Source organism: Euzebyella saccharophila, from assembly GCF_014855495.1.
Classification (GTDB): Bacteria; Bacteroidota; Bacteroidia; order Flavobacteriales; family Flavobacteriaceae; genus Euzebyella; species Euzebyella saccharophila.
The window spans coordinates 620,333-645,323 of record NZ_JACYFJ010000002.1 but is presented as its reverse complement, the minus strand read 5'-3'; the positions used below and the strand labels follow the sequence as shown (position 1 = coordinate 645,323).

The 24,991-nt window shown below is 40.0% G+C and carries 17 protein-coding genes; 9 read left to right on the top strand and 8 right to left on the bottom strand.

Annotated features, from left to right (window positions below):
* Positions 1–27: 27 nt before the first annotated feature.
* Together IL355_RS09335 and IL355_RS09330 are read left to right on the top strand one after the other, a co-directional pair.
* Positions 28–3,561, top strand: a complete 3,534-nt coding sequence (locus tag IL355_RS09335; RefSeq protein WP_192461891.1) for a nitrate reductase — start codon at positions 28–30, stop codon at positions 3,559–3,561.
* Positions 3,562–3,574: 13 nt separating this feature from the next.
* Complete coding sequence (locus IL355_RS09330) at positions 3,575–5,017, top strand: rubredoxin (RefSeq protein ID WP_192461890.1); 1,443 nt, start codon at positions 3,575–3,577, stop codon at positions 5,015–5,017.
* Between the two features lie 56 nt (positions 5,018–5,073).
* Here IL355_RS09330 and IL355_RS09325 read toward each other — a convergent pair whose 3' ends face one another.
* Positions 5,074–6,342 carry an MFS transporter gene (locus tag IL355_RS09325; RefSeq protein WP_192461889.1) on the bottom strand — a complete coding sequence of 423 codons (1,269 nt, stop codon included), beginning with the start codon at positions 6,340–6,342 and terminating at the stop codon, positions 5,074–5,076.
* A gap of 369 nt (positions 6,343–6,711) precedes the next feature.
* Here IL355_RS09325 and IL355_RS09320 point away from each other — a divergent pair, with 369 nt between their 5' ends.
* The 4 genes from IL355_RS09320 to galK are packed head-to-tail and all read left to right on the top strand — an operon-like array spanning position 6,712 to position 11,967.
* The gene (locus IL355_RS09320) at positions 6,712–8,061 is read left to right on the top strand and encodes a Gfo/Idh/MocA family protein (protein WP_192461888.1); all 1,350 of its coding nucleotides are present in this window, start codon (positions 6,712–6,714) and stop codon (positions 8,059–8,061) included.
* A gap of 10 nt (positions 8,062–8,071) precedes the next feature.
* Positions 8,072–9,652, top strand: coding sequence for an arylsulfatase (locus tag IL355_RS09315; RefSeq protein ID WP_192461887.1), 1,581 nt, complete (start codon positions 8,072–8,074; stop codon positions 9,650–9,652).
* Between the two features lie 25 nt (positions 9,653–9,677).
* Positions 9,678–10,814: a formylglycine-generating enzyme family protein gene (locus IL355_RS09310; RefSeq protein WP_192461886.1), complete on the top strand. Its 1,137-nt coding sequence runs from the start codon at positions 9,678–9,680 to the stop codon at positions 10,812–10,814.
* A 16-nt stretch (positions 10,815–10,830) separates the two neighbouring features.
* Positions 10,831–11,967 (top strand): galactokinase, encoded by a 1,137-nt coding sequence (gene galK / locus IL355_RS09305; RefSeq protein WP_192461885.1) that lies wholly within the window; start codon positions 10,831–10,833, stop codon positions 11,965–11,967.
* On the opposite strand, the gene IL355_RS09300 is transcribed toward galK, so the two are convergent.
* Both IL355_RS09300 and IL355_RS09295 read right to left on the bottom strand, forming a co-directional pair.
* Positions 11,964–12,668 (bottom strand): LytR/AlgR family response regulator transcription factor, encoded by a 705-nt coding sequence (locus IL355_RS09300; protein ID WP_192461884.1) that lies wholly within the window; start codon positions 12,666–12,668, stop codon positions 11,964–11,966. The genes galK and IL355_RS09300 overlap by 4 nt on opposite strands.
* A 207-nt stretch (positions 12,669–12,875) precedes the next feature.
* A complete protein-coding gene (locus IL355_RS09295; protein WP_192461883.1) occupies positions 12,876–13,565 on the bottom strand; it encodes a LytR/AlgR family response regulator transcription factor in 690 nt (229 codons plus the stop codon).
* A 232-nt stretch (positions 13,566–13,797) separates the two neighbouring features.
* Here IL355_RS09295 and trxB point away from each other — a divergent pair, with 232 nt between their 5' ends.
* Positions 13,798–14,766, top strand: a complete 969-nt coding sequence (gene trxB, locus IL355_RS09290) for a thioredoxin-disulfide reductase (RefSeq protein ID WP_192461882.1) — start codon at positions 13,798–13,800, stop codon at positions 14,764–14,766.
* A gap of 76 nt (positions 14,767–14,842) precedes the next feature.
* Here the strand turns inward: trxB and IL355_RS09285 are convergent, their stop codons facing one another.
* The gene (locus IL355_RS09285; protein ID WP_192461881.1) at positions 14,843–15,289 is read right to left on the bottom strand and encodes a hypothetical protein; all 447 of its coding nucleotides are present in this window, start codon (positions 15,287–15,289) and stop codon (positions 14,843–14,845) included.
* Between the two features lie 272 nt (positions 15,290–15,561).
* On the opposite strand from IL355_RS09285, the gene IL355_RS09280 reads away from it, so the two are divergent.
* Together IL355_RS09280 and IL355_RS09275 are read left to right on the top strand one after the other, a co-directional pair.
* Complete coding sequence (locus tag IL355_RS09280; protein ID WP_192461880.1) at positions 15,562–18,633, top strand: SusC/RagA family TonB-linked outer membrane protein; 3,072 nt, start codon at positions 15,562–15,564, stop codon at positions 18,631–18,633.
* A 44-nt stretch (positions 18,634–18,677) separates the two neighbouring features.
* A complete protein-coding gene (locus IL355_RS09275) occupies positions 18,678–20,093 on the top strand; it encodes a SusD/RagB family nutrient-binding outer membrane lipoprotein (RefSeq protein ID WP_192461879.1) in 1,416 nt (471 codons plus the stop codon).
* Positions 20,094–20,103: 10 nt separating this feature from the next.
* Here IL355_RS09275 and IL355_RS09270 read toward each other — a convergent pair whose 3' ends face one another.
* The 4 genes from IL355_RS09270 to IL355_RS09255 all read right to left on the bottom strand — a co-directional run bounded on the left by IL355_RS09270 (position 20,104) and on the right by IL355_RS09255 (position 24,966).
* Positions 20,104–21,159: an aminotransferase class I/II-fold pyridoxal phosphate-dependent enzyme gene (locus tag IL355_RS09270; RefSeq protein WP_192461878.1), complete on the bottom strand. Its 1,056-nt coding sequence runs from the start codon at positions 21,157–21,159 to the stop codon at positions 20,104–20,106.
* Positions 21,159–22,169, bottom strand: a complete 1,011-nt coding sequence (locus tag IL355_RS09265) for a dipeptide epimerase (RefSeq protein WP_192461877.1) — start codon at positions 22,167–22,169, stop codon at positions 21,159–21,161. Before IL355_RS09265 ends, IL355_RS09270 begins: the two co-directional genes overlap by 1 nt.
* 123 nt (positions 22,170–22,292) lie before the next feature.
* Positions 22,293–23,024 (bottom strand): head GIN domain-containing protein, encoded by a 732-nt coding sequence (locus IL355_RS09260; protein ID WP_192461876.1) that lies wholly within the window; start codon positions 23,022–23,024, stop codon positions 22,293–22,295.
* 127 nt (positions 23,025–23,151) lie between these two features.
* Entirely contained in the window at positions 23,152–24,966 is a 1,815-nt protein-coding gene (locus IL355_RS09255; RefSeq protein WP_192461875.1) for a PspC domain-containing protein, read from the bottom strand.
* Positions 24,967–24,991 lie beyond the last annotated feature (25 nt).

Below are 24,991 nucleotides of genomic sequence, written 5' to 3'. Positions count from 1 at the left end.
ATTATTGTTGTCAAGAACCCTTAGTTTATGCAAAGAGAAACTGAACATAAGACCATTTGCTCCTATTGCGGCGTTGGCTGTGGTATAAAGGTTAAAGTAGATGCCAAGGGTACTATTGGCGTTGAAGGTGATGAGGATTATCCCGTGAACAAGGGAATGCTTTGTTCCAAAGGAAAAAACCTAAACTACGTAGCGCAGGATACCACTGATAGAATTCTATACCCCCAAATGAGGTGGAGCAGAAACCATCCTATGCAAAGTGTTTCGTGGGATACCGCATTTGATCGCGCTGCTGCAGTTTTTAAGAGCATTATTAATAAACATGGGCCGGATAGTGTGGGCTTTTATGTTTCGGGCCAATGCCTTACTGAGGAATATTATTTGGTCAATAAACTAACCAAAGGCTTTATTGGTACCAATAATATAGATACCAATTCTAGGCTATGTATGAGCTCGGCCGTTGTGGGGTACAAAAAAATGCTGGGCGAAGATTCCGTTCCTATTTCCTATGCCGATATTGAATTGGCAGACTGTTTTCTGATTGCAGGAGCCAACCCTGCTTGGTGTCATCCCATTCTTTTTAGGCGAATTGAAAAACACAAGGAAGAGAATCCAGATGTTAAAATAATTGTAGTGGACCCCAGAAAGACACAGACCTGTGCTCTTGCAGACCTACATTTACAAATATTACCAGGTACGGATGTTATTTTATTCAACGCTATGGCCAGGTGGCTCATAGAAAAGAAAAAAATAGATCGAAAATTCATAAAACAACATACGGTCAATTTTGAAGCCTGTAGAGAAAGCGCTTTTCAGTTGAGTTTACGAAAAGCAGCGGAACTTTGCGGAATTACCGTGGAAGAAATTCGTACTGCTGCAAGTTATATCGGCAATGCGAAAGCTTTCATTTCTATGTGGACCATGGGCCTTAACCAGAGCGTAATTGGGGTTAGTAAAAATTTGGCCCTACTAAACCTCTCCTTATTAACGGGGCAGATTGGTAAACCTGGGGCTGGCCCCTTTTCTTTAACGGGTCAACCCAACGCCATGGGCGGTAGAGAGGTAGGAGGTATGGCCAGTTTGTTGGCGGCGCATAGGGATTTGGGAAATTCTAATCATAGGAAAGAAGTATCTAACTTTTGGGGAGGAAAGGAAATTTCAGGTGAAGCGGGGTATACAGCAACGGAGATGTTCGATGCTTTGGAGTCTGGTAAAATGAAAGCCATTTGGATAATCTGTACGAATCCCATTGTGAGTCTCCCCAATGTGCATAAAGTAGAGAAAGCATTGGAAAACGCCAGTTTTGTAGTGGTTCAGGATATTTCACATAATGCAGAAACTACCAAATATGCCGATTTATTATTGCCGGCAGCCGCATGGTTAGAGAAAGAAGGTACCATGACCAATTCGGAACGTCGTATCAGTTACCTTCCAAAAGCCATAGACCCACCAGGGGAAGCCATGGCAGATGTGGAAATTTTATGGCGGTTTGCCCAGAAAATGGGGTATAAAGGATTTGATTACTCCAGTGCGAGTGAAGTGTATGATGAGCATTGTCTATTGACCAAAGGAACCAATATTGATATTTCAGGACTATCCTATGAACGTCTTCAAAATGAGGGAAGTTTTCAATGGCCTGTTCCTCATAAAGAGCATATGGGTACTCCAAGATTGTTCACTGATCTTAAGTTTTTTACCAATGATGAAAAGTCCCATTTTAATGCCCCGCCCAAATTGTATAATCAGTCTGAGAAAACAGATGGGCGATATCCACTTATTTTAAATACCGGCCGGGTTAGAGACCAATGGCATACCCGAACCAAAACGGGAAAGGTGAAAAGATTGCTCACGCACATTCCCGAACCCTACTTGGAAATGAACAAAGTAGATGCCTATATAAGGGGGCTAAAAGAGGGTGATGTGGCTATGGTAAAGAGCCGTAGGGGAGAAGTAAAGGTAAAGGTCAAGGTAAATTATGATATAAGGGAGCAGGTGGTTTTCTTGCCCATGCATTGGGGCAAGGTTTTGAACAATGATTTTGGTCGTGCCAATAACGTGACAAATGATTTAGTAGACCCCATTTCTAAGGAGCCGGATTTTAAATACTGTGCCGTTCAGGTCACGAAATACGTAAAACCGAAACAAAAAGTAGTAGTTATAGGAGCGGGAGCCGCTGCCTATAGGTTCGTTCAAACCTACCGTTCAAAAAATAAGATTGACGAAATCCATGTATTCTCCAAAGAAAATGATCCATTCTATAATAGGGTTTTATTGCCTGAATATGTGAGTGAAGAGCTTTCGTGGGAAGCTTTGGAAAAACTTAAGAAGGGAGAAGTACAAAAGCTGGGTATCAGTTTACATTCCGGGGTGGGAATAAGTAAGTTGGATAAGGATAACCAAGAAGTGGTGGATGATTTGGGTGTGACGCATACCTATGATATTTTGGTAATGGCCACGGGAAGTCGTGCTTTTGTACCTAGTGATGTGCCTATAAATTTACCAGGAAGGTTTACTATGAGGGAGCGTGGTGATGCGGATAGACTTCGAACCTACCTCCAAAAAACAGGCTTACCAGAAGAGGAACAGCACGTGGTCATAGTTGGGGGCGGACTTCTGGGACTGGAATTGGCTGCAGCACTCAAAAAGCGTAGAGTACAGATAAGCATTATACAGCGTGCGCCACGATTAATGGAAAGACAATTAGATCGTGTGGCCAGTAACCTACTGGCACAAGATGTGATGGAACGTGGAATTAAAGTATATTTTGATAATGAAGTAAGTACCGTTTTTGAAGAAAAGGACAGTAAGAATTATTTGTCCGTTACCCTTAAGACCGGGAGAACGATAAAGTGCAATGCCATTGTTTACGCCATAGGTACAAGACCTAATATTGAGTTGGCCAAATCATCAAATTTGTTGACCAGCAGGGGTGTAATTGTCAATGAGTATTTACAGACAGATCAACCCAATATTTTTGCTTTGGGGGAAATAGCCGAATTTAAAAATTCCCTTTTTGGAATAACCTCTGCCGCCGAACAACAGGCAGATATTGCTGCCAGATTTATCTTGGGGGATTATGGTAGCTACTACAATGGGTCCATCCTTATGAACATTTTAAAATTTGAGGATTTAGACCTTTGTAGTTTGGGTATGGTAAATGCACCTTCCTCTGATACTTCTTTTGAGGAAATAATATTTATGGATGTAAGCAAGAGGTATTATAAAAAATGTATCGTGCAGAATGACATCCTAAAAGGAGCCATTTTGATGGGTGATAAGAACGAATTCGCAGAATTTAAAAGGCTCATTGAAGAAGAAATTGAACTAAGTGAAAAAAGGGAGGAATTACTAAGGGGCAATAGTGTTTCAGTGCCCTTAAAGGGTAAAATGGTATGTTCCTGCAGTCAGGTAGGGGAAGGAAATATTATCGATACCATTAGAGGAGGATGCGATGATTTTGGTCAGTTGTGTTCGCAAACAGGTGCCGGACTCGGTTGTGGTAGTTGTAAACCGGAAGTACAGGAAATTTTATCGGCACAGTTGAAAACTGCGGTCAATTAAAACTATAGGTGATATGACAAATGATAATCTGCATAGAATAATGCTCAAGGGAGGGGTCACCTCGCCGGGTGAACTAAAAGATTGTATTGCCATGCTGGAGGCCGCAGGTCTTAAAGAAGTTCATTTTGGTTCTAGACAAGACTTATTGTTTCCATTAAATTCTACTGAGGATTGCAAGGAAATAACGTCTAAATTCAATGTTAAAATAGAAGCGAACAGAGGTTATCAAAATATAGTTTGTTCTTATGTTTCCGCAGATATTTTTGATATGACGCATTGGCTTAAGGGGTCTACCTATCTCTACATTTTGGAAGGGTTTGATTTTAAGCCCCAGCTTAAAATTAATATTACCGACCCTAAACAAAGATTAGTTCCCTTGTTCAGTGGTAACCTAAATTTTATTGCTTCGGAATATGAAGATTATTGGTACTTGCATATCAAATTACCCCATTGGAAAGATTCGGAGTACTATCCTGTTTTAATTTATAGTTGGGATATTGTAAAAGTCTCCAAAGCCATAGAAGAGTTTGAAGAAGAGGTGGATAATGTAGAGGAGCTGTCTTTTTATATTCACAAACAGTTGGACACCAACAGTAGGACCATAGATAAACCTCTGGAGATTCCTTACATAAAATTTCCCTATTACGAAGGGATGAATCGAATGGGACTTGATCAATACTGGTTAGGTCTCTATTGGCGAAACAATAAGTACGACCTTCATTTTTTGAGGGAGCTATGTGGATTTTGTTTAAATAATAGCATTGGTAAAATTTGTATCACCCCATGGAAATCCTTTATAATTAAAGGCATAAAAAAAGAATCAAGACCGGAATTGGAAAGGTTCTTAGGGCAAAGGGGTATTAACATTAGGCATTCTCAACTAGAGATGAACTGGCATCTTCCGGTGGATGATGAGGAGGCTATGGAATTGAAAAAGTTTTTGGTGAGGAGTTTTGACCAAAATGACATTAGTACCTATGGTTTAACCTTTGGTATAAGCAACGATGTGGGCAAACGTTCCCATTTTGCATCGGTCATCATCGAAAAGAATGCTCCGCCATCCATTGTTAAGGATTTTGAAGTGAGGCCAACATATAATGTACTTCATTTTGAAAATTTTGACCCAAATTCGCTAAAATATCAGGCGTTGGCCCAAGATGTGGACAAGATTGAATTACCGGGGTTGTTAATGGAGTTAAGCAAGAAATACTTTGAGCAGTTGGGCTTTGCTACTAAAATTTCTGCAACTTTGGAAAACAAAAATGAAAAGGGCAAGGAAGCCCGTACAGTGCATCAATGCTCAGAATGTCTTACCATTTTTGATGAATCCTATGGGGATGAAAAATCAGGGGTCCCTGCTGGAACATCCTTTGAAGATTTACCTAGTGACTACATGTGTCCCGTTTGCGAGGCGCCCAAAAGTAATTTTGTAAGTGTTAGCCTCGAGATTGCATAAAAAAAGCGGCCCCATAAATACTGGAACCGCTTCATGATTAAGTTGAGTGTATAAATTTACATCGCCGTATTCTCGGAAGGTGATTGAGCTTCCGCCGTTGTATTTGCCTTTATTTTTCTAACCCAGAAGAATAAAATTGTAAATAGTACAATTAGTATAATTGGGAAAATAGTAAGTGTTTGCATCGTTTGCTGTCCGGCCACTAATTCCAATTCGTCTCCAGTAAGACCTCTAGCAGCTACTTCCTTAAGGTCGTTATCAATCCATCTTCCCGTAATTGGTTGGAAAATAGTTTGGGAAAACATTCCAACACCCCCCATAATAGATAGTCCCAATGCTCCACTTTTTGGAATTTTATCTGCAACAAAACCAAGCATATTTGGCCAGAAATAAGCAACACCCAAAGCAAAAAAGATTGCGGCAACATAGGCCATAGCCCCGGTTTGTGTACTAAATAGATATATCCCTACAGCGGCTAGTACTGCTGATCCCAATAAAACCCCCGTTTGGTCAAATTTATGTACCATTTCTCCACCAAAATAACGGGCAACCGCCATAATTCCAGTTACCAAGGCCAAAATTAACATGGGTTGGGCCCCACTTTTAGCTAGGATGATGCTGGACCATTGTTGCGGTACAAATTCCGAAGCGGCAGTTAAAGCCATACATACTACCATGAACAGGAATAAGGGCGAAAGCATTGCCTTGAAGTTTCCTGAAAGGGTAGCGCCTTCTTCCACTTTTGCCTTTGGCCAGGCTTGACCAAAATATAAATATGCGTAAATCAAGGTAGGAATCATAATGATCCAAATTTGGGTTTCCCAACTCATGCCCCAATCGGTCATAAATTTAGAAATTAAACTACCAATTACGATACCTCCTGGGAACCACATGTGAAAGCGGTTCATCATTTTACTCATTCGGGTACCTTGGTACGCATCTGCAATCATAGGGTTACAAGCGGCTTCAGTACATCCATTACCTAGCCCTATTAACAAAGTGGATATTAGAAGGCCTGTATAACTTCCTGAATAAATTGTAAGGATGATACCTATGGCATGGGCAAAGAAGGCAAATTGCATAATTGCTTTACCGCCCACTTTATGATAAATCAATCCACCGATGACCATTGATATAGGGAAGCCTAAAAACCACATAGAGTTAATAAACCCTAATTGTTCTGCAGTTAAACTTAATTCTTCTCCTAATTGAGGTAAAATACCAGCCCGTATACTAAAGGAAAAGGCTGTGGTAATCAATGCAAAGCAACTTGCATAAAAGAGTCTGTTGGCATTGGTTGCCGACACATTACTTGATGTTTCCATAAGGTTTTATTTGGTTTATTGTTTTAAGTGTTCTCTTTCCGAATTGCATCCAATAAACAGGATTTTTTACGAAAATTGCAACGAAAGATAATTCAAAAATCCTTAATTGATAAAAAAAAAGCGCTTTAACCGATAAAATAACCAAGTGCTATCAAAGTGATAAGGACAATTTTTAAAGGTCTGTAGTAGTCCATTCTTTTCATAAAAAACTCAATTGCAGAACATAAGCGTTTCATAGCTGTTTTATTTTCATAACCTAAGGGAGGAGAAATGTAAAAACCCAATATCTCAAACGATTGAGTGCGATATTATTTATATATTCACATCATTATTGTCTAAAATCCAAATTCAACTAAACAAAGCTGAGAAATGAAAAATTCTAATGAGAAAAAACAAAAATCCCAACTTCTTTCCAATACCAGAAGAGGTTTCGTGAAAAATACAGCCCTTTTTACCGGAGGCGCCATGCTTTTGCCCAATTTGCAAATGAACGCAATGGTCAATGTCCTAAATGATAAAAAGCTTAAAATAGCCTTGGTAGGTTGTGGAGGTAGGGGAACGGGAGCTGCCGTGCAGGCCTTGAACGCTGATGATAATGTGGAATTGGTAGCAATGGCCGATGCTTTTGAAGACCGACTTAAAAGTAGCCTTATGAACATCACCAAAGCTATGGGGGAGTCCAAAAAAGTTAAGGTAAAGGAGAAGAATCAGTTTGTAGGTTTTGACGCTGCCCAAAAAGCTATAGATTTGGCAGATGTGGTGATTTTGGCGACTCCTCCAGGGTTCCGCCCCCAGCATTTTGAATATGCCATTAACAATGGTAAGCACGTCTTTATGGAAAAACCGGTAGCTACAGATGTTCCCGGGGTTCGTAAAGTCTTGGCTGCGGCAAAAAAGGCCAAGGAGAATAAATTAAATGTAGTTGTAGGTCTTCAGCGCCATTATCAAGACAACTATCTTGCAGCCTTGGACCATTTAAAAAAGGATGCCATAGGTTCCATAGTTTCCGGTCAGGTTTATTGGAACAGTGGTGGGGTTTGGGTTCGTGAAAGACAACCGGGCCAAACGGAATTGGAGTACCAAATGCGTAACTGGTATTATTTTAATTGGTTGTGCGGCGATCATATATTGGAACAGCATATTCATAACATTGATGTAGCCAACTGGTTTATTGGTGAATACCCTATTTCTGCCCAAGGTATGGGAGGTAGACAGGTTAGGACAGGTAAGGACCACGGTGAAATTTATGATCATCATTTTGTGGAATTCACTTATCCTAGCGGGGCGGTAATCGCAAGCCAGTGTAGACATATGCCTGAAACAATGAGCAGGGTTTCGGAGTTTTTCCAAGGAACCAAGGGAACTGTATCCACTGAGGGTGATAATGCTACTCTAAAAGATTGGAGCGGTAAAACTATTTTTGAACACCGAGGAAAAGATGACCCAAATCCCTATCAGGTAGAGCATATAAAACTTTTTGAATCCATAAGAAACGGAGGAGTTATTGCAGATGCCGAAAACGGTGCCAAAAGTACCATGAGTGCCATAATAGGAAGAATGGCAACTTATAGCGGTAAGGTAATTAAGTGGGATGAGGCCATGCAGTCCAATTTGGCTTTGGTACCGGATATTCTAACTTGGGATTCCCAAGCACCGGTACAACCAAACGCAGATGGAATGTATGATATTCCTACTCCAGGAAAAACTACTGTAATATAAATCGCCTTCCATGCAATTAAATAAAGTCTTAGGGTCCCTGCTTCTGGCGGGGACACTTTTTTTGTCCTGTAAGCAAGATAAAAAAGTTGAAGAAAATACGGCCGAACTAGATAAACCCAATATCATTTACATATTGGCAGATGATTTAGGCTACGCGGAATTGGGCGTTTATGGTCAAGAAAAAATTGAAACACCCAATATAGACTTGTTGGCCAAAAATGGAATGATGTTTACACAACATTATAGCAGTGCACCAGTTTGCGCTCCAGCAAGGTATATGATGCTCACCGGAAAGCATGCTGGTCATGCCTATATTCGTAGCAATTCTGAATGGAAAGAAAGAGGCGCGGTGTGGGATTATAAAGCCATGGCAAAAGATTCTACTTTAGAAGGTCAAGGTCCCATGCCAAAGAACACCGTAACGCTCGCGCATAAGTTTAAAGATGTGGGTTACACCACCGGCATTGTTGGAAAATGGGGACTGGGTGCTCCACATACCCATTCTGTTCCCAATGATATGGGTTTTGATTTTTTCTATGGTTTTAATTGTCAACGCCAAGCCCATACCTACTATCCCCTACATTTATATAAAAATAGGGAACGGGTTCATTTGGCAAATGATACTATTGCGCCTAACACAAAACTGGTAAAAGGGGCCGATCCCAACGACCCTCAAAGTTATGCAAATTATAACCTTACGGATTATGCGCCGGACTTAATGTTCAATGAGATTACCAATTTTGTGGCTACTAATAAAGAAAAACCCTTTTATTTGTACTGGGCTACACCCATTCCGCATGTGGCCTTACAGGCACCCAAGAGATGGGTAGATTATTATGAAAAGAAATTTGGAGATGAAGAGCCTTATTTAGGGGAGAGAGGCTACTTTCCACATAAAAATCCACATGCGGCCTATGCGGCCATGGTATCTTATTTGGATGAAAATATTGGCAAATTGGTTCGGCAACTAAAAGAAGAAGGAATCTATGACAATACATTGATTGTCTTTACCTCGGATAACGGACCCAGTTACGCGGGTGGGGCAGACCCCGAGTTTTTTGAGAGTGCCAAGCCATTTCGTGGGGAACATGGGAGAGGTAAAGGTTATTTGTACGAGGGAGGAATTCGAGTTCCTATGATTGCCACCTGGCCCAATAAAATTGAAGGCGGTACTAAAAGTGATTTGCCATCTGCCCATTATGATATGTTGGCCACCTTTGCCGAAATTACGGGATATGATACACCTGAAGTATCCAATGGAATAAGCATGTTGCCAACAATGATAGGTAAAAAGGGTCAGCAGATGCACGATTTTATGTATTGGGAATTCCCCAGCTACGGTGGGCAAGTTGCCATACGTATGGGCGACTGGAAGGTGGTGAGGCAAAATTTGTCCAATGACAAACCTGCTACATTGGAATTGTATGATTTAAAGAACGATCCTACAGAAGAGCATAATGTGGCAAGTGAACATCCCGAAATCATTAAAAAAGCAGCCAATATTTACGAACGAGAGCGACAAACCCCTGAATTGGAACACTTTAAAATTCCTTTAATTGAGGATGGACTCATTGCAGAAAATAACGACTAAATTTGTATCTCAATAAAGATAAAGTATGAAGGTTTTGTTTCGTTTAGCAATGGCATTTGTGGCTGCTTTGCTTTTTGTTCAATGCAAGGATAACCTCAAAAATAAAATTGCTAAAAAGACAGGTATAGAAGAGAGAAAGGCCGTTGAACCGGAGCAAATGGATACTACCGTAATAAAGCACATACCAGAGGGCATTGAGACTCCTCCCGGCATGGTTTGGATATCGGGTGAGGTTTTTAAGCAAGGGGCGGTTCCGCAGGACCAAATGGCTATGGGCCATGAAAAGCCGTCACATAAAGTTGCGGTAGACGGTTTCTTCATTGATGCTACAGAGGTCACCAATAATGCTTTTAAAAAATTTGTGGACGAAACTGGCTATATTACGGTGGCCGAAAGGGAAATTGATTGGGAAGAAATGAAAAAACAGCTTCCTGAAGGTACCCCAAGACCCCATGATTCCATTATGCAACCTGGATCTTTAACTTTTAAAAAGGCCAAATCTTCCGTAGCCAATCTCTATGACTTTTCGCAATGGTGGAAATGGACCATAGGAGCTAATTGGCGTCATCCCAATGGACCCGAAAGTGATATAAAGGGAAAAGGCAATTATCCCGTAGTACATATCGCTTATGAAGATGCACTAGCTTACTGTGAATGGGCCAATAGAAGATTACCTACGGAAGCGGAATGGGAATTGGCCGCAAGGGGAAATCATAAGAACACCACCTATTTTTGGGGTGATGAAGACAAGTCTTTAGATGAGCAGGCCAATACTTGGGAAGGCGAATTTCCCGTTATCAATACCAAAGCAGACGGTTATGAAGATAGGGCTCCCGTTAAATCGTATCCACCTAACGATAATGGTTTATACGATATGGCCGGGAATGTCTGGGAATGGACACAGGATTGGTATAATACCAATTACTATCAAGAGGTTAAAAGTCAAGGAGTAGTGCCTAAAAATCCACAGGGCGCAGCATCGGCATATAATGAGCGTGACCCGTATGCAAGGGAAAAGGTAATGAAAGGCGGTTCTTTTCTATGTAATGCCTCCTATTGCGCCAGTTATAGGATATCTTCAAGAATGGCAACCAGTTTGGACTCCTCCTTAGAGCATTTGGGATTCAGGACGGTAGCCTCCGCTGAAATGATTAAGAATTAGTAACAGTATTAGTTTAATGGAGTTTTTAGATAGTTTTAAATCTGAACTGGAAGTGGTTTCCCCCGGGAGAATCAATTTGATAGGTGAGCATACAGACTATAATATGGGATATGTGTTGCCCACCGCCATAGAGAAGAACATTACCTTCAATTTTAAAAAAAATGGCACTCCGGATACCTGCAGCGTCTACAGTAAAACCTTTGATACTGGTTTTGAGTTCAATTTAAAGGAGGTAGCCAGAAGTGAAGTTGAATGGCGAAACTATATTCTTGGGGTGGTCAATGAAATCCAAAAGCGTACAGACCAGCTCCAAGGGTTTGATTGTATCTTGGAGAGTAATTTGCCTACCGGTTCCGGATTAAGTTCTTCCGCAGCTTTGGAATGTGGTTTGGCATTTGGTTTGAACGAGCTCTTCAACTTAGGGCTTACCAAATTGGAGATGGTTCAGCTTTCCCAGACAGCTGAACATACTTATGCGGGAACGCAGTGCGGAATCATGGACCAATTTGCTTCCGTTATGAGCAAGGAAGGCCATGTAATTCTATTGGATTGTCAATCCTTGGAAAGTAATTATATACCCATCAACCTGCAGCCCTATAAAATCATACTTCTGAATACCAAGGTTTCCCATAATTTGGCTACTAGTGAATATAATGTCCGAAAAAAAGAGTGTGAGGAAGGAGTGGAAATTATTCAAAGGAAATATCCAAAAGTAAGGTCGTTGCGTGAAGTTACACCCGAGATTTTGGATGCCTGTAAAATAGACTTGCCAGAGGTAATTTATAAGAGGTGTTCTTTTATTGTTGCTGAAAACAAACGAGTGCTAGATATGACCGAGCACTTGAAAAAGAATAAACTTGAGCAAGTTGGGAAGTTGCTCTATGAAGCACATGAAGGCATTAGCTCCTACTATGAGGTAAGTTGTCCTGAATCTGACTTTCTAGTAGATTTTTCAAAAAAATATGATGCTGTACTTGGCGCTAGACAGACCGGTGGAGGATTTGGGGGCTGTACATTGAATATCGTTCACCAAAATGGAGTTGAAGCTTTTATAAAAGAAGCGTCTGCGGCCTATAAAAGTAAATTTGATATAGAACTGGAACCTTTTGAAGTAAAACCTACGGGAGGAACTTCGGCTAAAGAACTTGTTTAATTGACGGAGGCGTTTAAAAGCGCCTCTTCCAGTTCAGCCTTTTTATGCCTACTAAGAGGAATCTTTTCTCCACAAACCTCTACATGTTGGCTGTTATATCTCTCCACCCTATTGAGGTTAATAATGTAGGATTTATGAATTCGCATAAATTCATCCTCCGGAAGTTGCGTCAAAAAGCTTTTCATGGTACTTAATACCAAAAGCGAAGTGTCATCGGTAATTATCTTTAAATAATCTCCTAGGCCTTCAATCCATTTAATGTCTTTAAGGAATACTTTTATACGTTTAAGCTTGCTATTAACGTAGATATGCTTTTCCTCATCACTGGTAACCCCAATGGTACGGAACAAGGCTTTTTGGACTGAAGTATTAAAACGGTCTCCATTGATGGGCTTCATCAAATAATCTGTGACATCATAATCAAAGGCCTGCATGGCATACTCAGGTTTTGAGGTAATGAGAATGATTTGTGGCCTGTTTCCTAATGTTTCTATAAACTGAAACCCGTTGATTACGGGCATTTCGATATCTAGAAAAATAAGGTCGATATCATCCTTGGGAAGTCCTTTCTGAGCTTTAATTCCGTTTTCATATTCAGAAACCAAAATTAAATTCTTGTGGTTGTTAATCAGTTTGTTTACGGCAGTCCTTTGCATTTTGGAATCGTCTATGACTGCACATTTTAAGGTTTGGATACTCATAATATAAATTCATGGATAGATGGAAGTAATACCTGAGTACACTGAAATGTTGACCGAAGTAACGAGTTTCCCCCTATCGCTCGCCTTGTAATACAAATATAAGACTTTAAGTACATCTTTTGGATGTTATCTTAAGTAAGCTAAGGTAAGGGGTAATTGGTTAAATAGATCTTTTTGATTTGGACATCAACCAACATTTTTTTTTAGTTAAATTCCGAGCGCATTCATTAATGATGGTCTTCTTTTTCTACTTATAGGCATTTGTTTGCCGTCTACCTCTACGATTGCATGGTTTAGATTTTCCACTCGGTCTACATTTATAATATAGGATTTATGTATTCGAATGAACTGTTCTGTAGGTAATTGTTTTTCAAAAGCTTTCATAGAACTTAAAACCACATGGTTGGAAGTTTTAGTGACTAGCTTTATATAGTCTCCCAAGGCTTCTATCCACTTAATATCACTAAAATTAATTTTTACTTTTCTAAAGTTACTTTTTACAAAAAGGTGGGCATTGTTTTGAGAATCTGCTTTAAGCTTCAAATTGTTTTTTACTCTTGTAATCGCTCGGGTAAAGCGTTCCTTGTTTAAAGGTTTAAGGAGATAGTCCGTAACGTTGTACTCAAATGCTTTTACGGCGTGTTCCGCTTTATCGCTTATGAGAATAATTTCTGGTGTGTCCTTATAAAAATCCAGTAAATCAAACCCATTGATCAAAGGCATCTCTACATCCAAGAATATCAAATCTGCTATCTGGTTTATATGTTCGCCCTTTGCTTGTATGGCATTTCTGTAACTTCCTATTAACTCTAAACTGCTGTTATTTTTAATTAATTTCTCTAGTTGGTATCTATGTGTTTCGGAAGCGTCTACTACGGCTATTTTTAGTTTTTCCATTTTTGAGGTATTTAGGTCTTTCTGGTACCTACGAAATTGGAACGGCAAGGTTTGTTTTTAACAAAATTTTATGAAATACAAATTCAAAATTCCCACGCTCTGTATGCAAGTTGTTATTCTGTAAGTATTGAAAATAAATATCGACCTATTGCTATAACTTTTAATAACTTTTAGGGAATGTTTTTTCAAAAAAGTTACATTTGTTTTTTAATCTAAAAATGAGCTTTTGATTATGGCTGAGAAGATAGAAAGAGTAAAGACTTTAATAGTTGGTTCTGGCCCCGCGGGATACACAGCGGCTATTTACGCATCTAGGGCAGATTTGAAACCAGTTCTTTACACAGGTATGGAACCTGGTGGCCAGTTGACCACCACTACGGAGGTTGATAACTTTCCAGGATATCCGGAAGGGATTGATGGGCCAACTATGATGGTTCAGCTGCAGCAGCAAGCAGAAAGATTTGGTACTGATGTACGTATAGGTCTGGTGACAGGAGTAGAGTTAAGCGATGAAATAGGTGGTATACACAAATTGACCATAGATAATAGCAAGGAAATTGAGGCAGAAACAGTTATTATTTCAACAGGGGCGTCTGCCAAATACTTAAATATTCCAAGTGAACAGCGTTTAAGAGGTGGCGGGGTATCTGCCTGTGCGGTTTGTGATGGCTTCTTCTATAAAGGTCAAGATGTGGCCATAGTGGGTGCTGGGGATACCGCTGCGGAAGAGGCTTCTTATTTAGCCAATATTTGTAATAAGGTTACCATGTTGGTGAGAAAGGATTATATGAGAGCTTCAAAAGCAATGCAGCATAGGGTAAATAGCCTAGAAAATATAGAAATCAAATATAACACCGAAGTTGATGAGGTTTTGGGAGATCAAGTAGTAGAAGGCTTACGAGTTGTAAATAACCAAACAGGCGAAAAGGAGGACATTTCTATCACGGGACTTTTTATAGCTATTGGTCATAAACCAAACACCGATATTTTTAAAGGGCAGTTGGATATGGATGAAACTGGCTATATCATTACCAAGGGAAAATCTACCAAGACCAATAGACCTGGTGTTTTTGCTAGTGGTGATGCCCAAGACAAGGAATATAGACAAGCCGTTACTGCCGCCGGTACCGGATGTATGGCTGCTTTGGATGCCGAAAGATATCTTGCTACGGTAGAAACCGAAAAGGAAGTGGTTTCTTAAATTTGAAACCGATATAAAATAAGAAATCCGGCCCTGCGGCCGGATTTTCTATTTTTGGTTCATTTGGGTTATTGCCCTAATCAATTCTTTTATAGTTCTCTGAGAATATTCTATTGCCGTCTTGATCAAGTGATATTTGGCTGTAGGAATCATCATCCAACACAAGTTCAAATTTAAAGGAGTCTATGGTGTCTTGGATGCTCATCATTACTTTTGAACCATATTCCAAGCGCTCTTCCAAGCTATTGGCAGAAGTTTTGTAGGAACCGTAACCAAACCATTCGTTGGGGTCGTCCGGTGAATAGCGCGTCCACATAACTTTACCTTTACTGTAAATTTTTACTTGTTGATAACCATTGGTATTATGAATGGTATCCAATACGCTACCGTCTTCCCAATTGTAACGGTTAATAAGTTCCCAAGTGCCCTCTAAAGTGGGGGCCGTTTGAGGTTTTGAAGATGTGTATAAAGTGGCCGAGACCAAAAATAACATCAAGAAAACCAATCCGAATAGTTTTTTCATAATCTAGTGTTTTTAGAGGATTGATATTCATTTTATCATTATTAAGTTACAATATTTTTTTCAATTTATTAACGAAACAGGCTTTTTTGTTGTAAATCAATAATATGATATTCAGGTATTTGGTTTTATAAGGAATACAACCAAAGGAGAAAAAATCATAATTAAAACAATAATCGCTCTCTAAAATTTATGTTTTCCTAATTTTTCTTAAAAATGATAGGTTTCATTAACGTTTTGTTATATTTATTTTAAACTAATTAACTAAAAGTTATATGAGAAACATTTTCATTGCCATTATTGCCATCATGTGCATTCAGGCTTCATGGGGGCAAATGATTTCTGGAACCGTATCGGATACTAATGGAGAGCCCTTGCCGGGAGTTACCATTGTGGTGTCTGGAACAAGTAGGGGAGCAACCACTAATTTTGATGGGGAGTACTCCATTAGTGCAAGTAGTGGAGACATTTTACAGTTTACCTATATTGGTATGAAAGCCAAAACAGTTACTGTAAGTAATCAATCCGTCATTAATATTGTATTGGAAGAGGATTCCGAGCAATTGGATGAGGTTATCGTAACCGCCTTTGGTATTTCACAGGAAAAGAAAGCCTTGGGTTATGCCGCTCAGAGCATTGATGCCGAAGCAATTACCCAAACCAAGCAAACCAATATTGTTAACGCTTTACAAGGACAGGTTGCTGGGGTACAAATTACCAATTCAGGCGGTGCTCCTGGGCAAAGCGCGCGGATTATTATTAGGGGAATTAACTCCTTAGACCCGTCAGCAGATAACCAACCGCTGTTTGTGGTGGATGGTGTTCCCATTGATAACTCTACAGTTGAATCTGGGGGTACACCCCGCGGACTATCAAATAGGGCATCTGACATCAACCCAAATGATATTGAATCTATGTCCGTTCTTAAAGGAGCTGCAGCCACTGCTCTCTATGGGGTGCGGGCCGCTAATGGTGCTGTTATCATTACCACCAAAAAAGGTAAGGCCGGTCAAGTGAATATAAATGTAAATACATCCGTTGGTTTTGAGGAATTAAACAGACTTCCAGAATTGCAGGGTCAATACGGGCAAGGCTTTAGCGGAGAGTACGATCCTACCAGTTTTTGGCCGTCTTGGGGTGCGCCAATTTCCGAAGTTGCTGCCAGTGAACCAGGGCATAAATATCAAGATAACTGGAACAGGGCATTTGATACCGGTGTTCAGACCGATCATAGTATAAGCGTGTCCGGAGGTAGTGAAAACGCCACATTCTACGGGTCTTTTGGTAGATTTGACCAAAAAGGTATTATTCCTTTTAGTGATTGGGCCAGAACGTCCGCCAAAATTTCTGGTAATGTCAAATTAAATGAGAAGTTCGATTTTAATGGTTCTATAAACTATACCAATTCAGGCGGTAACAGGGTTCCGCACGATAGATTTATGGAGCGGATGATGTATTGGGCAGAAACTCAAGATGTACGTGATTATATCAATGAGGACGGTACCATGAGAACTTATGGGAATACCAATCCAATATATGATGCACGTTTTAGTACTTATGAGGATGATGTTAATAGGGTAATAGGAAACTTAAACTTCAATTATAGTCCATGGGAATGGATAACGCTATCTTATCGTATAGGAACGGATTTTTATAGCGATATGCGAACGGAAATCACTCCTGGCCCAAAGGGAATTGATGGGGAAAACGCATTAAGTTCAACTGGTTTTATTGAAGAAACTAGAATCAATAGTAAAGATATTACTTCAAACTTCTATATCACTTTACAAAAAGATTGGTCAGAAGACTTGAATACGACATTACGACTTGGTAACGACATTTTCCAGAGAAAGTATGATAGAGTTACCTTAAGGGGTGAAGATTATGTAATTCCTGATTTTTTTAACGTAAATAATACTAGACAGGTTTTTAACAGTCAAGGAAAGAGTATTAGAAGATTAGTAGGTTTTTATGGCGATTTAATGGTGAATTATAAAGACTATCTTTATCTAAATGTCACCGGAAGGAACGATATCTCATCAACCTTACCTAAAGACAATAATTCATTCTTTTATCCTTCGGTCAATTTAGGATATGTCTTCAGTGAAAATTTTGATATGCCAACTTGGTTTACATTTGGTAAGTTAAGAGCTTCATGGGCACAGGTAGGTAAAGATACCAATCCCCATATCTTAGGATCAACATTCGTTTCTCCAGATGTATTTCCACTAAATGGGGAGGTAGGCTTTAGCCGAAACAGTACGTTTGGTGATCCTGCATTAAAACCAGAGTTAACAACATCTATTGAGGTTGGGGCGCAACTGTCATTTTTTCAAAGCCGTTTGGATTTAGACGTAACCTATTATAAATCCAATGCTGAGGACCAGATAATACCGGTTCCAATTTCTGATGGTACTGGTTTTTCATCTTACATTACCAACGCCGGTGAAATTGAGAACAGCGGATTTGAATTTGTACTTGGAGGTGATATTATAAAGAATGAAAACTTCCAATGGACTGCTACTGCCAACTTATCTATGAACGATAATGAAATTAAGTCCATTCGTGAAGGTATAGATGAAATTGTGGTGGGTACACAATTTGGGTATGCAGGAAGTACTACGACCATGAAACTGATAGAGGGTGATGCCTACGGAAATCTATACGGTACCAGTTACCAACGTTTTGGAGCTGCAGAAGATGCCACAACCTTGGATAGAAATTTGCCGCTGGTCATAGGTTCAAATGGTTTCCCAGAGAGAAATGCAGAGCAGCTAATTTTAGGTAATGCAGTGCCCAAATGGATTGGTGGACTACGAAATATGTTTTCATACAAGAATTTTGAACTTAGTTTCTTGGTTGATTTTAGGGCAGATGTAGAGCAATACAATCAATTTGATAACTTCTTATCTGCGTTCGGTAAGAACGATTACACCTTGGCCAGAAATGATTTCCGTGTATTTGATGGGGTTTTGGCTGATGGTTCCGTAAATACTCAAGAAGTTTGGTTAGGGCAAGGTACTGGTCCGGATGGAGAAGATTATGGTGCTGGTTTCTGGAGAAATTATTATCGAGGTGTTACGGAAAATTTTGTTCAGGACGCCAGTTACGTGAAGCTTAGAAATATTTCATTGGCTTATAATTTGAGTAGTAATACTTTGGATAGGTTACCTTTTAAATCATTTAGGGTTTCTTTGGCAGCCAATAACATCATTTTGTACTCTCCTTGGGATGGATTTGATCCTGAATCATTTTCCGCTGGAGCGGGAGGAAATGCCGTTGGCTTTACTGGACTTGGTTTCCCCGGTACTCAGAGCTATTACTTGACTTTTAATTTTGGACTATAAACGAAGGCAGTTCTAAAATGAATTGATTTCAAAAAAAAGATAATATGAGAATTTCAAATAACTTAAAACGATTATTCGGGATGGGTCTGGTTTTGATTTTATCCGCTTGCGATTCATATCTTGACGTAAACGAAAATCCAAACAATCCGGAAGATGCACCCATTTCGGGCTTGATGATTAATGGCACCTACGAATCGGCCTATAATGTTTATAGAATTGGAGATATCGCTGCCAACTATGTTCAATACTTGGCATCCCCCAATCAGGCAAGTGCTTCCGATACCATGGAACCAATAAGTAACAACACTGCTTGGTTCAGATTATATAATGTAATGACGGATTTGGTGGTTTTGGTAGAAAAAGCGGAAGAACAGGGCGCCACTCATTATCAAGGTGCTGCACAGGTTTTAATAGCGCTCAACTTGGGTATGGGTGTTGATATTTTTGGGGATATGCCTTTCTCTGAGAGTTTCAATTTTGAAACCGTTACACCAGCCTATGATTCGGATTCCTCCTTGTATGATATCATTATGATTAATTTAGACCAAGGTATTGCCAATTTGCAAACTTCTACCACTGCAAGTCTTGGGTCCGATGATTTTATTTATGGAGGGGATGTAGACAAATGGTTGGCCTTTGCTAATTTTCTAAAGGCACGATTTATGATTCATTTAAAGGATGTAGACGGGTATAATGCAAGTGAAATACTTTCTTCAATTGACAACGCTTTTACATCAAACGATGATAATGCAAAGGTTGATTTTTTCGAACAATCTATTAACCCGTGGTCACAGGTTGCCAGAAACAATGCCAATTTGGTGTTGGGCGGTTGGATTTCTGAACAGTTCATTGAAGCGTTGGATGGAACGTCATATAGCACTGTTGACCCTAGATTGCCATTAATGGTTGGAGCCACGGACGATGGTGAATATATTGGAACCGTAAATGGAGCGGGTAGAGGCGATGCTCCGGAACAGGGTGCAAGAAGTACCTTGGTAGAGGGCCAGTACTACACGAGCCCTGGCTCTCCGGTACTCATAGGTACCTTTAGCGAAATGAAGTTTATAGAGGCAGAGGCTGCATTTGACGTGAACAAGTCAAGATCCTATCAGGCCTATTTAGATGGAATCGTTGCGCATATGGAAATGTTAGAGGTGCCCCAAGAAGAAATTGATGCTTATTTGGCCAGTACTGAAGTTTCTATGGGGGAAGGAGCGTTTACCATTGATGATATTTTCAAGGAAAAGTGGATCGCTCTTTTTTTACATCCAGAGACATGGAACGATGCCAGAAGGTATGACTATCAGTATAAAAACATGACCTTACCCGCCAATTTAAACCCCAATTTAAATGGTGAATACATCAGAAGGTTGCCTTATCCAGATAGTGAAACTAGCCGAAATGGGAATAATGTACCTTCGGTAACACTATTGGACCGTATTTTCTGGGACACAGAATAGGACCGTTTACTTATAACTTAGGGAGGATATTGATACATTCCAAGAGATGGTCAATATCCTCTTTTTTATGGCCTGCACTCAAAACAATTCTACTCATTAATTGTGCATCTTCATCTGGATAAGGAAAACTCGTCACAATAATTTTTTGACTTTCCAAGTACTCCGTAAACTGAGGGTCTGCAAAGGTGTAAGCAGGATGCTCCTTCATGGTATGGAATTTTTTTGGTCTTTTTAGAAGGGTAGAGAAATAGGCAATGTGGTTACGTAATTCCATTCTTTTTTGGTCATACAATTCTTGCGCATCTAAAAACGTAGCCAAAGAAGCCGGGGTTGCCGGACTGGCCCCACCGAAAAATGCTGTGTTCTTTAGCTTTTTAATGCGTTCCTCATTTCCAAAAATAGCTCCGCCCTGTATTGCAAACCCCTTTCCTAAGGAACAACAAATGATAAGCTCTTTGCAATTAAGCTTTTTTAGCAGATTAAAAACGCCACCACCATTTTCACCAACTACTCCAATTCCGTGGGAATCATCGACCACCAAAATAATCTCTTCCAATGGAAGTGTTTTTAACGCATTGAAATTGGGGTAATTACATCCTGAAAAGTCAATGGAGTCCAAAAAAACCACTGGGGTTTCTTTATTGTTCTTGGTTTCCAAATGCTCCCTGACCGCAATGTTCAAAGCCGTAAAAGTGGTAAATGGCTTAATTTTTCTTTGAAATAGGGCTGCATGGGTGTTTGGAGCGTAGAATAGGTGATGGTATTTATCATCCAACGTTTGGGCCAATAATTGTCCGGCCAAATAACCAGATGAGAGGGTAAGGGCCGCTTCACTGCCAACCAAATGGCATAAAACGTGTTCCGTTTTTCGGTAAACGTCTATTCGTATGTTCGATTTAGGCGACGCCCCATAGTTGGTGCCGTATTTCTGTACGTTTTTAATAAAAAGGTTTTGAAATAGCGCATCCGTTTGAAGGCCCAAGTAACCGGTACCTCCAAAATAGAGGTGTGGTTCTCCATTAATTGAGACCGTTCTCCCGGGGAATGTGTCTATTTCATATGCCATTATCGTAAGGTTATACCCGACCCGGCCAGTTCAGGATAGATAAGTTGACCATTATCCAAAATTTTAATGCCGTCTGCAATGTCATTTTTTAACAACAAAGGGCCGTCCATATCAACATAATCCAATTGCGGAAGCAACTGTGCAATGGCAGAAATACCAACCGTAGATTCTGTCATGCAACCTACCATTACTTTGAGTCCCATTTTCTTGGCCTTTTTGATCATACGTAGGGCAGGGGTAAGGCCTCCGCACTTGGTCAACTTAATATTGATGCCATTAAAATGCAATCCACATTTTTCTACGTCTTGCTCTACAATACAACTTTCATCTGCAATAACCGGTAAAACACTGCTGTGAGCTACTTTTTCCATGCCTTCCCAATCATCGGCTTTTAGCGGTTGTTCTAAAAACTCTACCCCCAATTCTTTAAGCTGTGGGGCATTGTTAATAGTTTCTTCGGCCGTCCAGGCACAATTGGCATCGATTCGGAAAAGGGCATCGCTATGTTTTCGTAATTCCCGAACAATAGCCACATCATCTTCCGTACCCAGTTTGATTTTGTAAATGGGCCATGGCATTTCTTTCATTTTTTCGACCATTTTATCAATGGGAGCTATGCCTATAGTATAATTGGTAATGGGATATTTTTCATTGGATGTTCCCCAAACTTCGTATAAAGGTTGGTCGTTCAACCTACCATACAAATCCCAAGCGGCTAGGTCCAAAGCACAAATTGCAAAATTGGTAAGCCCCATTTCAGTCAAGAATTTATGAAAATCTTCTGGTTTGTTAAAATCGAAGGTTTCAATGTCAGAACGAATATCCTCAATTTCGGCCATCATGCTTTCGACGGTTATTTTGTAATAGGGATTGGAGGTACTCTCCCCAAAACCAGTTTTTCCATCGAGCGTAAGACTTAAAATTAAAGTGTCCTGAAAATCGTGCGATTCACGTGAAATACTAAAGGTGTGCTTTAGCTGTAGCACCTTTTTCTGTAAAGTTAGCTGCATACGTTAGTTTAGTTTGCACGAAGATATAAAGACCTTTTCACGCATTTAAATGTCTTTGGTCTTTTTTAAAAAAAATACCCGTTGTAGAAACAACGGGTAGGAATATGTGTTCAATGATGGTGGTTAGTACTGATGCACGCTACCTGATACGGACTTTTTTTGAGAAACTTCGGGGTCGCCCGAGTATGAAATATTACCTCCACTACTGGCCTCTGCAACAAGATTTTTGGTTACCATAATTTTTACGTTGCCTCCACTACTGGCCTCTGCATTGCAAGATTGTACCTGTAGATCTTTTGCATTGATGTTTCCACCTGAGCTAACGTCTACATTGCTTTGGTCCGCTTCCCCTGAAATAGTCAAATGGGCACCACTACTGGCATCTATCATTACGGATGCCGCATCTAGTTCAACGACCATTCGAGCCCCGCTACTGCCGTCGATCTCCAAATCACCGGAGGTAATGGAATTCTCCGCTTTTAAATAACTTCCGCTGGATGCTTTGAGCACTTCAATTTCGGGTAGGGAAACATATATTTTTTTGGTGGCTCGCCCAATATTCTCCCTCGCATGAATTTTCAGTTTACCGTCCTTGATATCCGTGGCAATCAAATCGATGATATTTTCATCGGCCTCTACCTTTATTTTGTAGTTGTCTTCTTGAGAAATAATAACTTCCAGCCCTTCTGAGGAGGCTATTTCGCTAAAATCACCCGATATTTCACGGTTTTCCGTTACTACGTTTCCATCTCCCGGTGTGCCGGAACCAAAATCTCCAATGTTAATATCAAAGCCGCATGAGGATAGGAATATGGCGACGATGAATGCAATTGCTGAGCGTACTAAAGTTGTCATGACTGTTGGTTTTTTGATTGTTGTTTTTTGATGTTCGTTTTATTGATATGACAAAGATGTATGTTAAAGACGATTGACTTAATTAATTGTTACTGAAATGTTCTTTTTATGATCTGAATTGTCATTTTTAGTCTTGAATGATGGTTTTAGTAATAGTTTTTTCCCCATCTTCCGCTTCTATTTTAATTTGATTGCCTTCTCCGCCAATATTAATGTCAACATTATCTTCTTGGTCCCTGGCCTTTATCTGAACTTGTTCGTTGCCAATTTTCATCTTGAAAGATTCTCCGTTCTCATCTTTTATATTGATATCAATCCCATTTTCGTTGATTCGAATCCTGTTTTCATCATTGGATTCGTTCATGATTTCTTCTGGGCAATTCTGACATTTAAGTTCACCATCATTTCCCATCTGCCAAAGGTAGTCTTCAGGTTCATCTACTTCAGGGTCGTGTTCTGCCCTAATAGTCCAATTACGTGAGTTTGCAGGGGAGTACTTTAAGAATTGTCCTTCGGGTAAATAAAGGTTAACCCTAACTTCTTGGTCGTTAAACTTGCTTTTATCGGTAGTGGTTAGAAAACTGTTTAAAAGAAGAGTTTGACCTCTAAGCTCGTATTGGTAATCTATGGTTTCTGCAGTTGCCCTTGCTTCGTCAAATGAAGGTCCGTTGGCTTCCTTTCTAATAGTGATTTTAGCAACGGAATCGGTCGCTTTTCTAATATTGAAACGCACATCCTCTGATTGTAACATAGGGTTGCCCTCATTATCGTATACAAGAATCATATCGTTCATACGAACATATTCTCCATCATCATAAAATTCCGATGCCACTAATTGTAAATTGAGGGTATCCGTTTCTGAACTAATATTAAGCTCATAATCATCCTTAACGCTACCGGTAAAGGCGTGCGATGCAGCTTCCCTGACACCTAAAACAATCAATGAAATGATACAGATGAGCCATAGCCCTAGCAAAGAAAATTTGGCTACGTTACCTATGGATTTTAAGTTGTTGACCAAGATTTTTAGTCCTAAGTACATCAAGAAAAAGAAGGGAATACCTATTGCAAAGAAGAGCAAAAGAGAAAATACCCAGATTAGAGCACCTGTTATGTTGTTCAGAAAGCCATCCATTCCGGGTAAGTCTACCCAACCTAAGGTGCCCATGGTTAGCATGCCAATGAACATTCCAATAATGGTAGCGGCTCCTATGACTACGAGAATAATACCTATGAACTTCCCGAAAATCTTAAAGCAAAACATGATAATATCACCTAGGGTATCAAAAAACGACTTTCCGCCATTTTTTACCTTTTGGGTAACACCTTCGTAATCGACGCTCTTAATTTTTTGGGCAACATCATCAAAGCCTTCCTTGACCTTGCGTTCTATATTGCTGATGTTGATATCCTCTCCCCGCATATCCAATTTTTGCGAAGTTGTTCTTGCCTCCGGTATCAATAACCACAGAAGGGCATAGATGAAAATGAAGGCTCCAGTAGAACCGATGGTGAGTATAATCCAAATGAGACGAATCCAAAGTGGGTCTATATTAAAATAGTGGCCCAAGCCCGAAGAAACCCCGGCAATATATTTATGCTCCGTATCCCTATAGAATTTTTTAGGTTTTCTAGACTTTGAATGGGTCGATTTTGGTTCGTCTTCAAACATATCTTCATCTACCATGTAGTCTTCTGGCTGTCCCATAATGGCTATCACGGCATCAACTTCTTTGGTAGTGATGACCTGGCGTTCATTCTCGAGTTTTTCACTAAAAAGTTCCGCGATGCGCGCCTCGATATCAGCTATGATTTCTTCGCTGCCCGGGGTATTGGCAAAAGAACGCTTGACCGATTCTAGGTAGCGTTGCATTTTGTTATATGCTTCCTCATCCATATGAAAAAGCATGTTGGCTAGGTTTATATTTATCGTTTTGTTCATTGTCTTTATGTTTAGGCGGTGTGCC

Coding starts and splice junctions, on each gene's coding strand:
- IL355_RS09315 (WP_192461887.1), top strand. CDS start 8,072: ATGCAATTAAATAAAGTCTTAGGGTCCCTGCTTCTGGCGGGGACACTT.
- IL355_RS09265 (WP_192461877.1), bottom strand. CDS start 22,169: ATGCAGCTAACTTTACAGAAAAAGGTGCTACAGCTAAAGCACACCTTT.
- IL355_RS09285 (WP_192461881.1), bottom strand. CDS start 15,289: ATGAAAAAACTATTCGGATTGGTTTTCTTGATGTTATTTTTGGTCTCG.
- IL355_RS09275 (WP_192461879.1), top strand. CDS start 18,678: ATGAGAATTTCAAATAACTTAAAACGATTATTCGGGATGGGTCTGGTT.
- trxB (WP_192461882.1), top strand. CDS start 13,798: ATGGCTGAGAAGATAGAAAGAGTAAAGACTTTAATAGTTGGTTCTGGC.
- IL355_RS09310 (WP_192461886.1), top strand. CDS start 9,678: ATGAAGGTTTTGTTTCGTTTAGCAATGGCATTTGTGGCTGCTTTGCTT.
- IL355_RS09330 (WP_192461890.1), top strand. CDS start 3,575: ATGACAAATGATAATCTGCATAGAATAATGCTCAAGGGAGGGGTCACC.
- IL355_RS09325 (WP_192461889.1), bottom strand. CDS start 6,342: ATGGAAACATCAAGTAATGTGTCGGCAACCAATGCCAACAGACTCTTT.
- IL355_RS09300 (WP_192461884.1), bottom strand. CDS start 12,668: ATGAGTATCCAAACCTTAAAATGTGCAGTCATAGACGATTCCAAAATG.
- IL355_RS09320 (WP_192461888.1), top strand. CDS start 6,712: ATGAAAAATTCTAATGAGAAAAAACAAAAATCCCAACTTCTTTCCAAT.
- IL355_RS09280 (WP_192461880.1), top strand. CDS start 15,562: ATGAGAAACATTTTCATTGCCATTATTGCCATCATGTGCATTCAGGCT.
- IL355_RS09260 (WP_192461876.1), bottom strand. CDS start 23,024: ATGACAACTTTAGTACGCTCAGCAATTGCATTCATCGTCGCCATATTC.
- IL355_RS09255 (WP_192461875.1), bottom strand. CDS start 24,966: ATGAACAAAACGATAAATATAAACCTAGCCAACATGCTTTTTCATATG.
- IL355_RS09270 (WP_192461878.1), bottom strand. CDS start 21,159: ATGGCATATGAAATAGACACATTCCCCGGGAGAACGGTCTCAATTAAT.
- galK (WP_192461885.1), top strand. CDS start 10,831: ATGGAGTTTTTAGATAGTTTTAAATCTGAACTGGAAGTGGTTTCCCCC.
- IL355_RS09335 (WP_192461891.1), top strand. CDS start 28: ATGCAAAGAGAAACTGAACATAAGACCATTTGCTCCTATTGCGGCGTT.
- IL355_RS09295 (WP_192461883.1), bottom strand. CDS start 13,565: ATGGAAAAACTAAAAATAGCCGTAGTAGACGCTTCCGAAACACATAGA.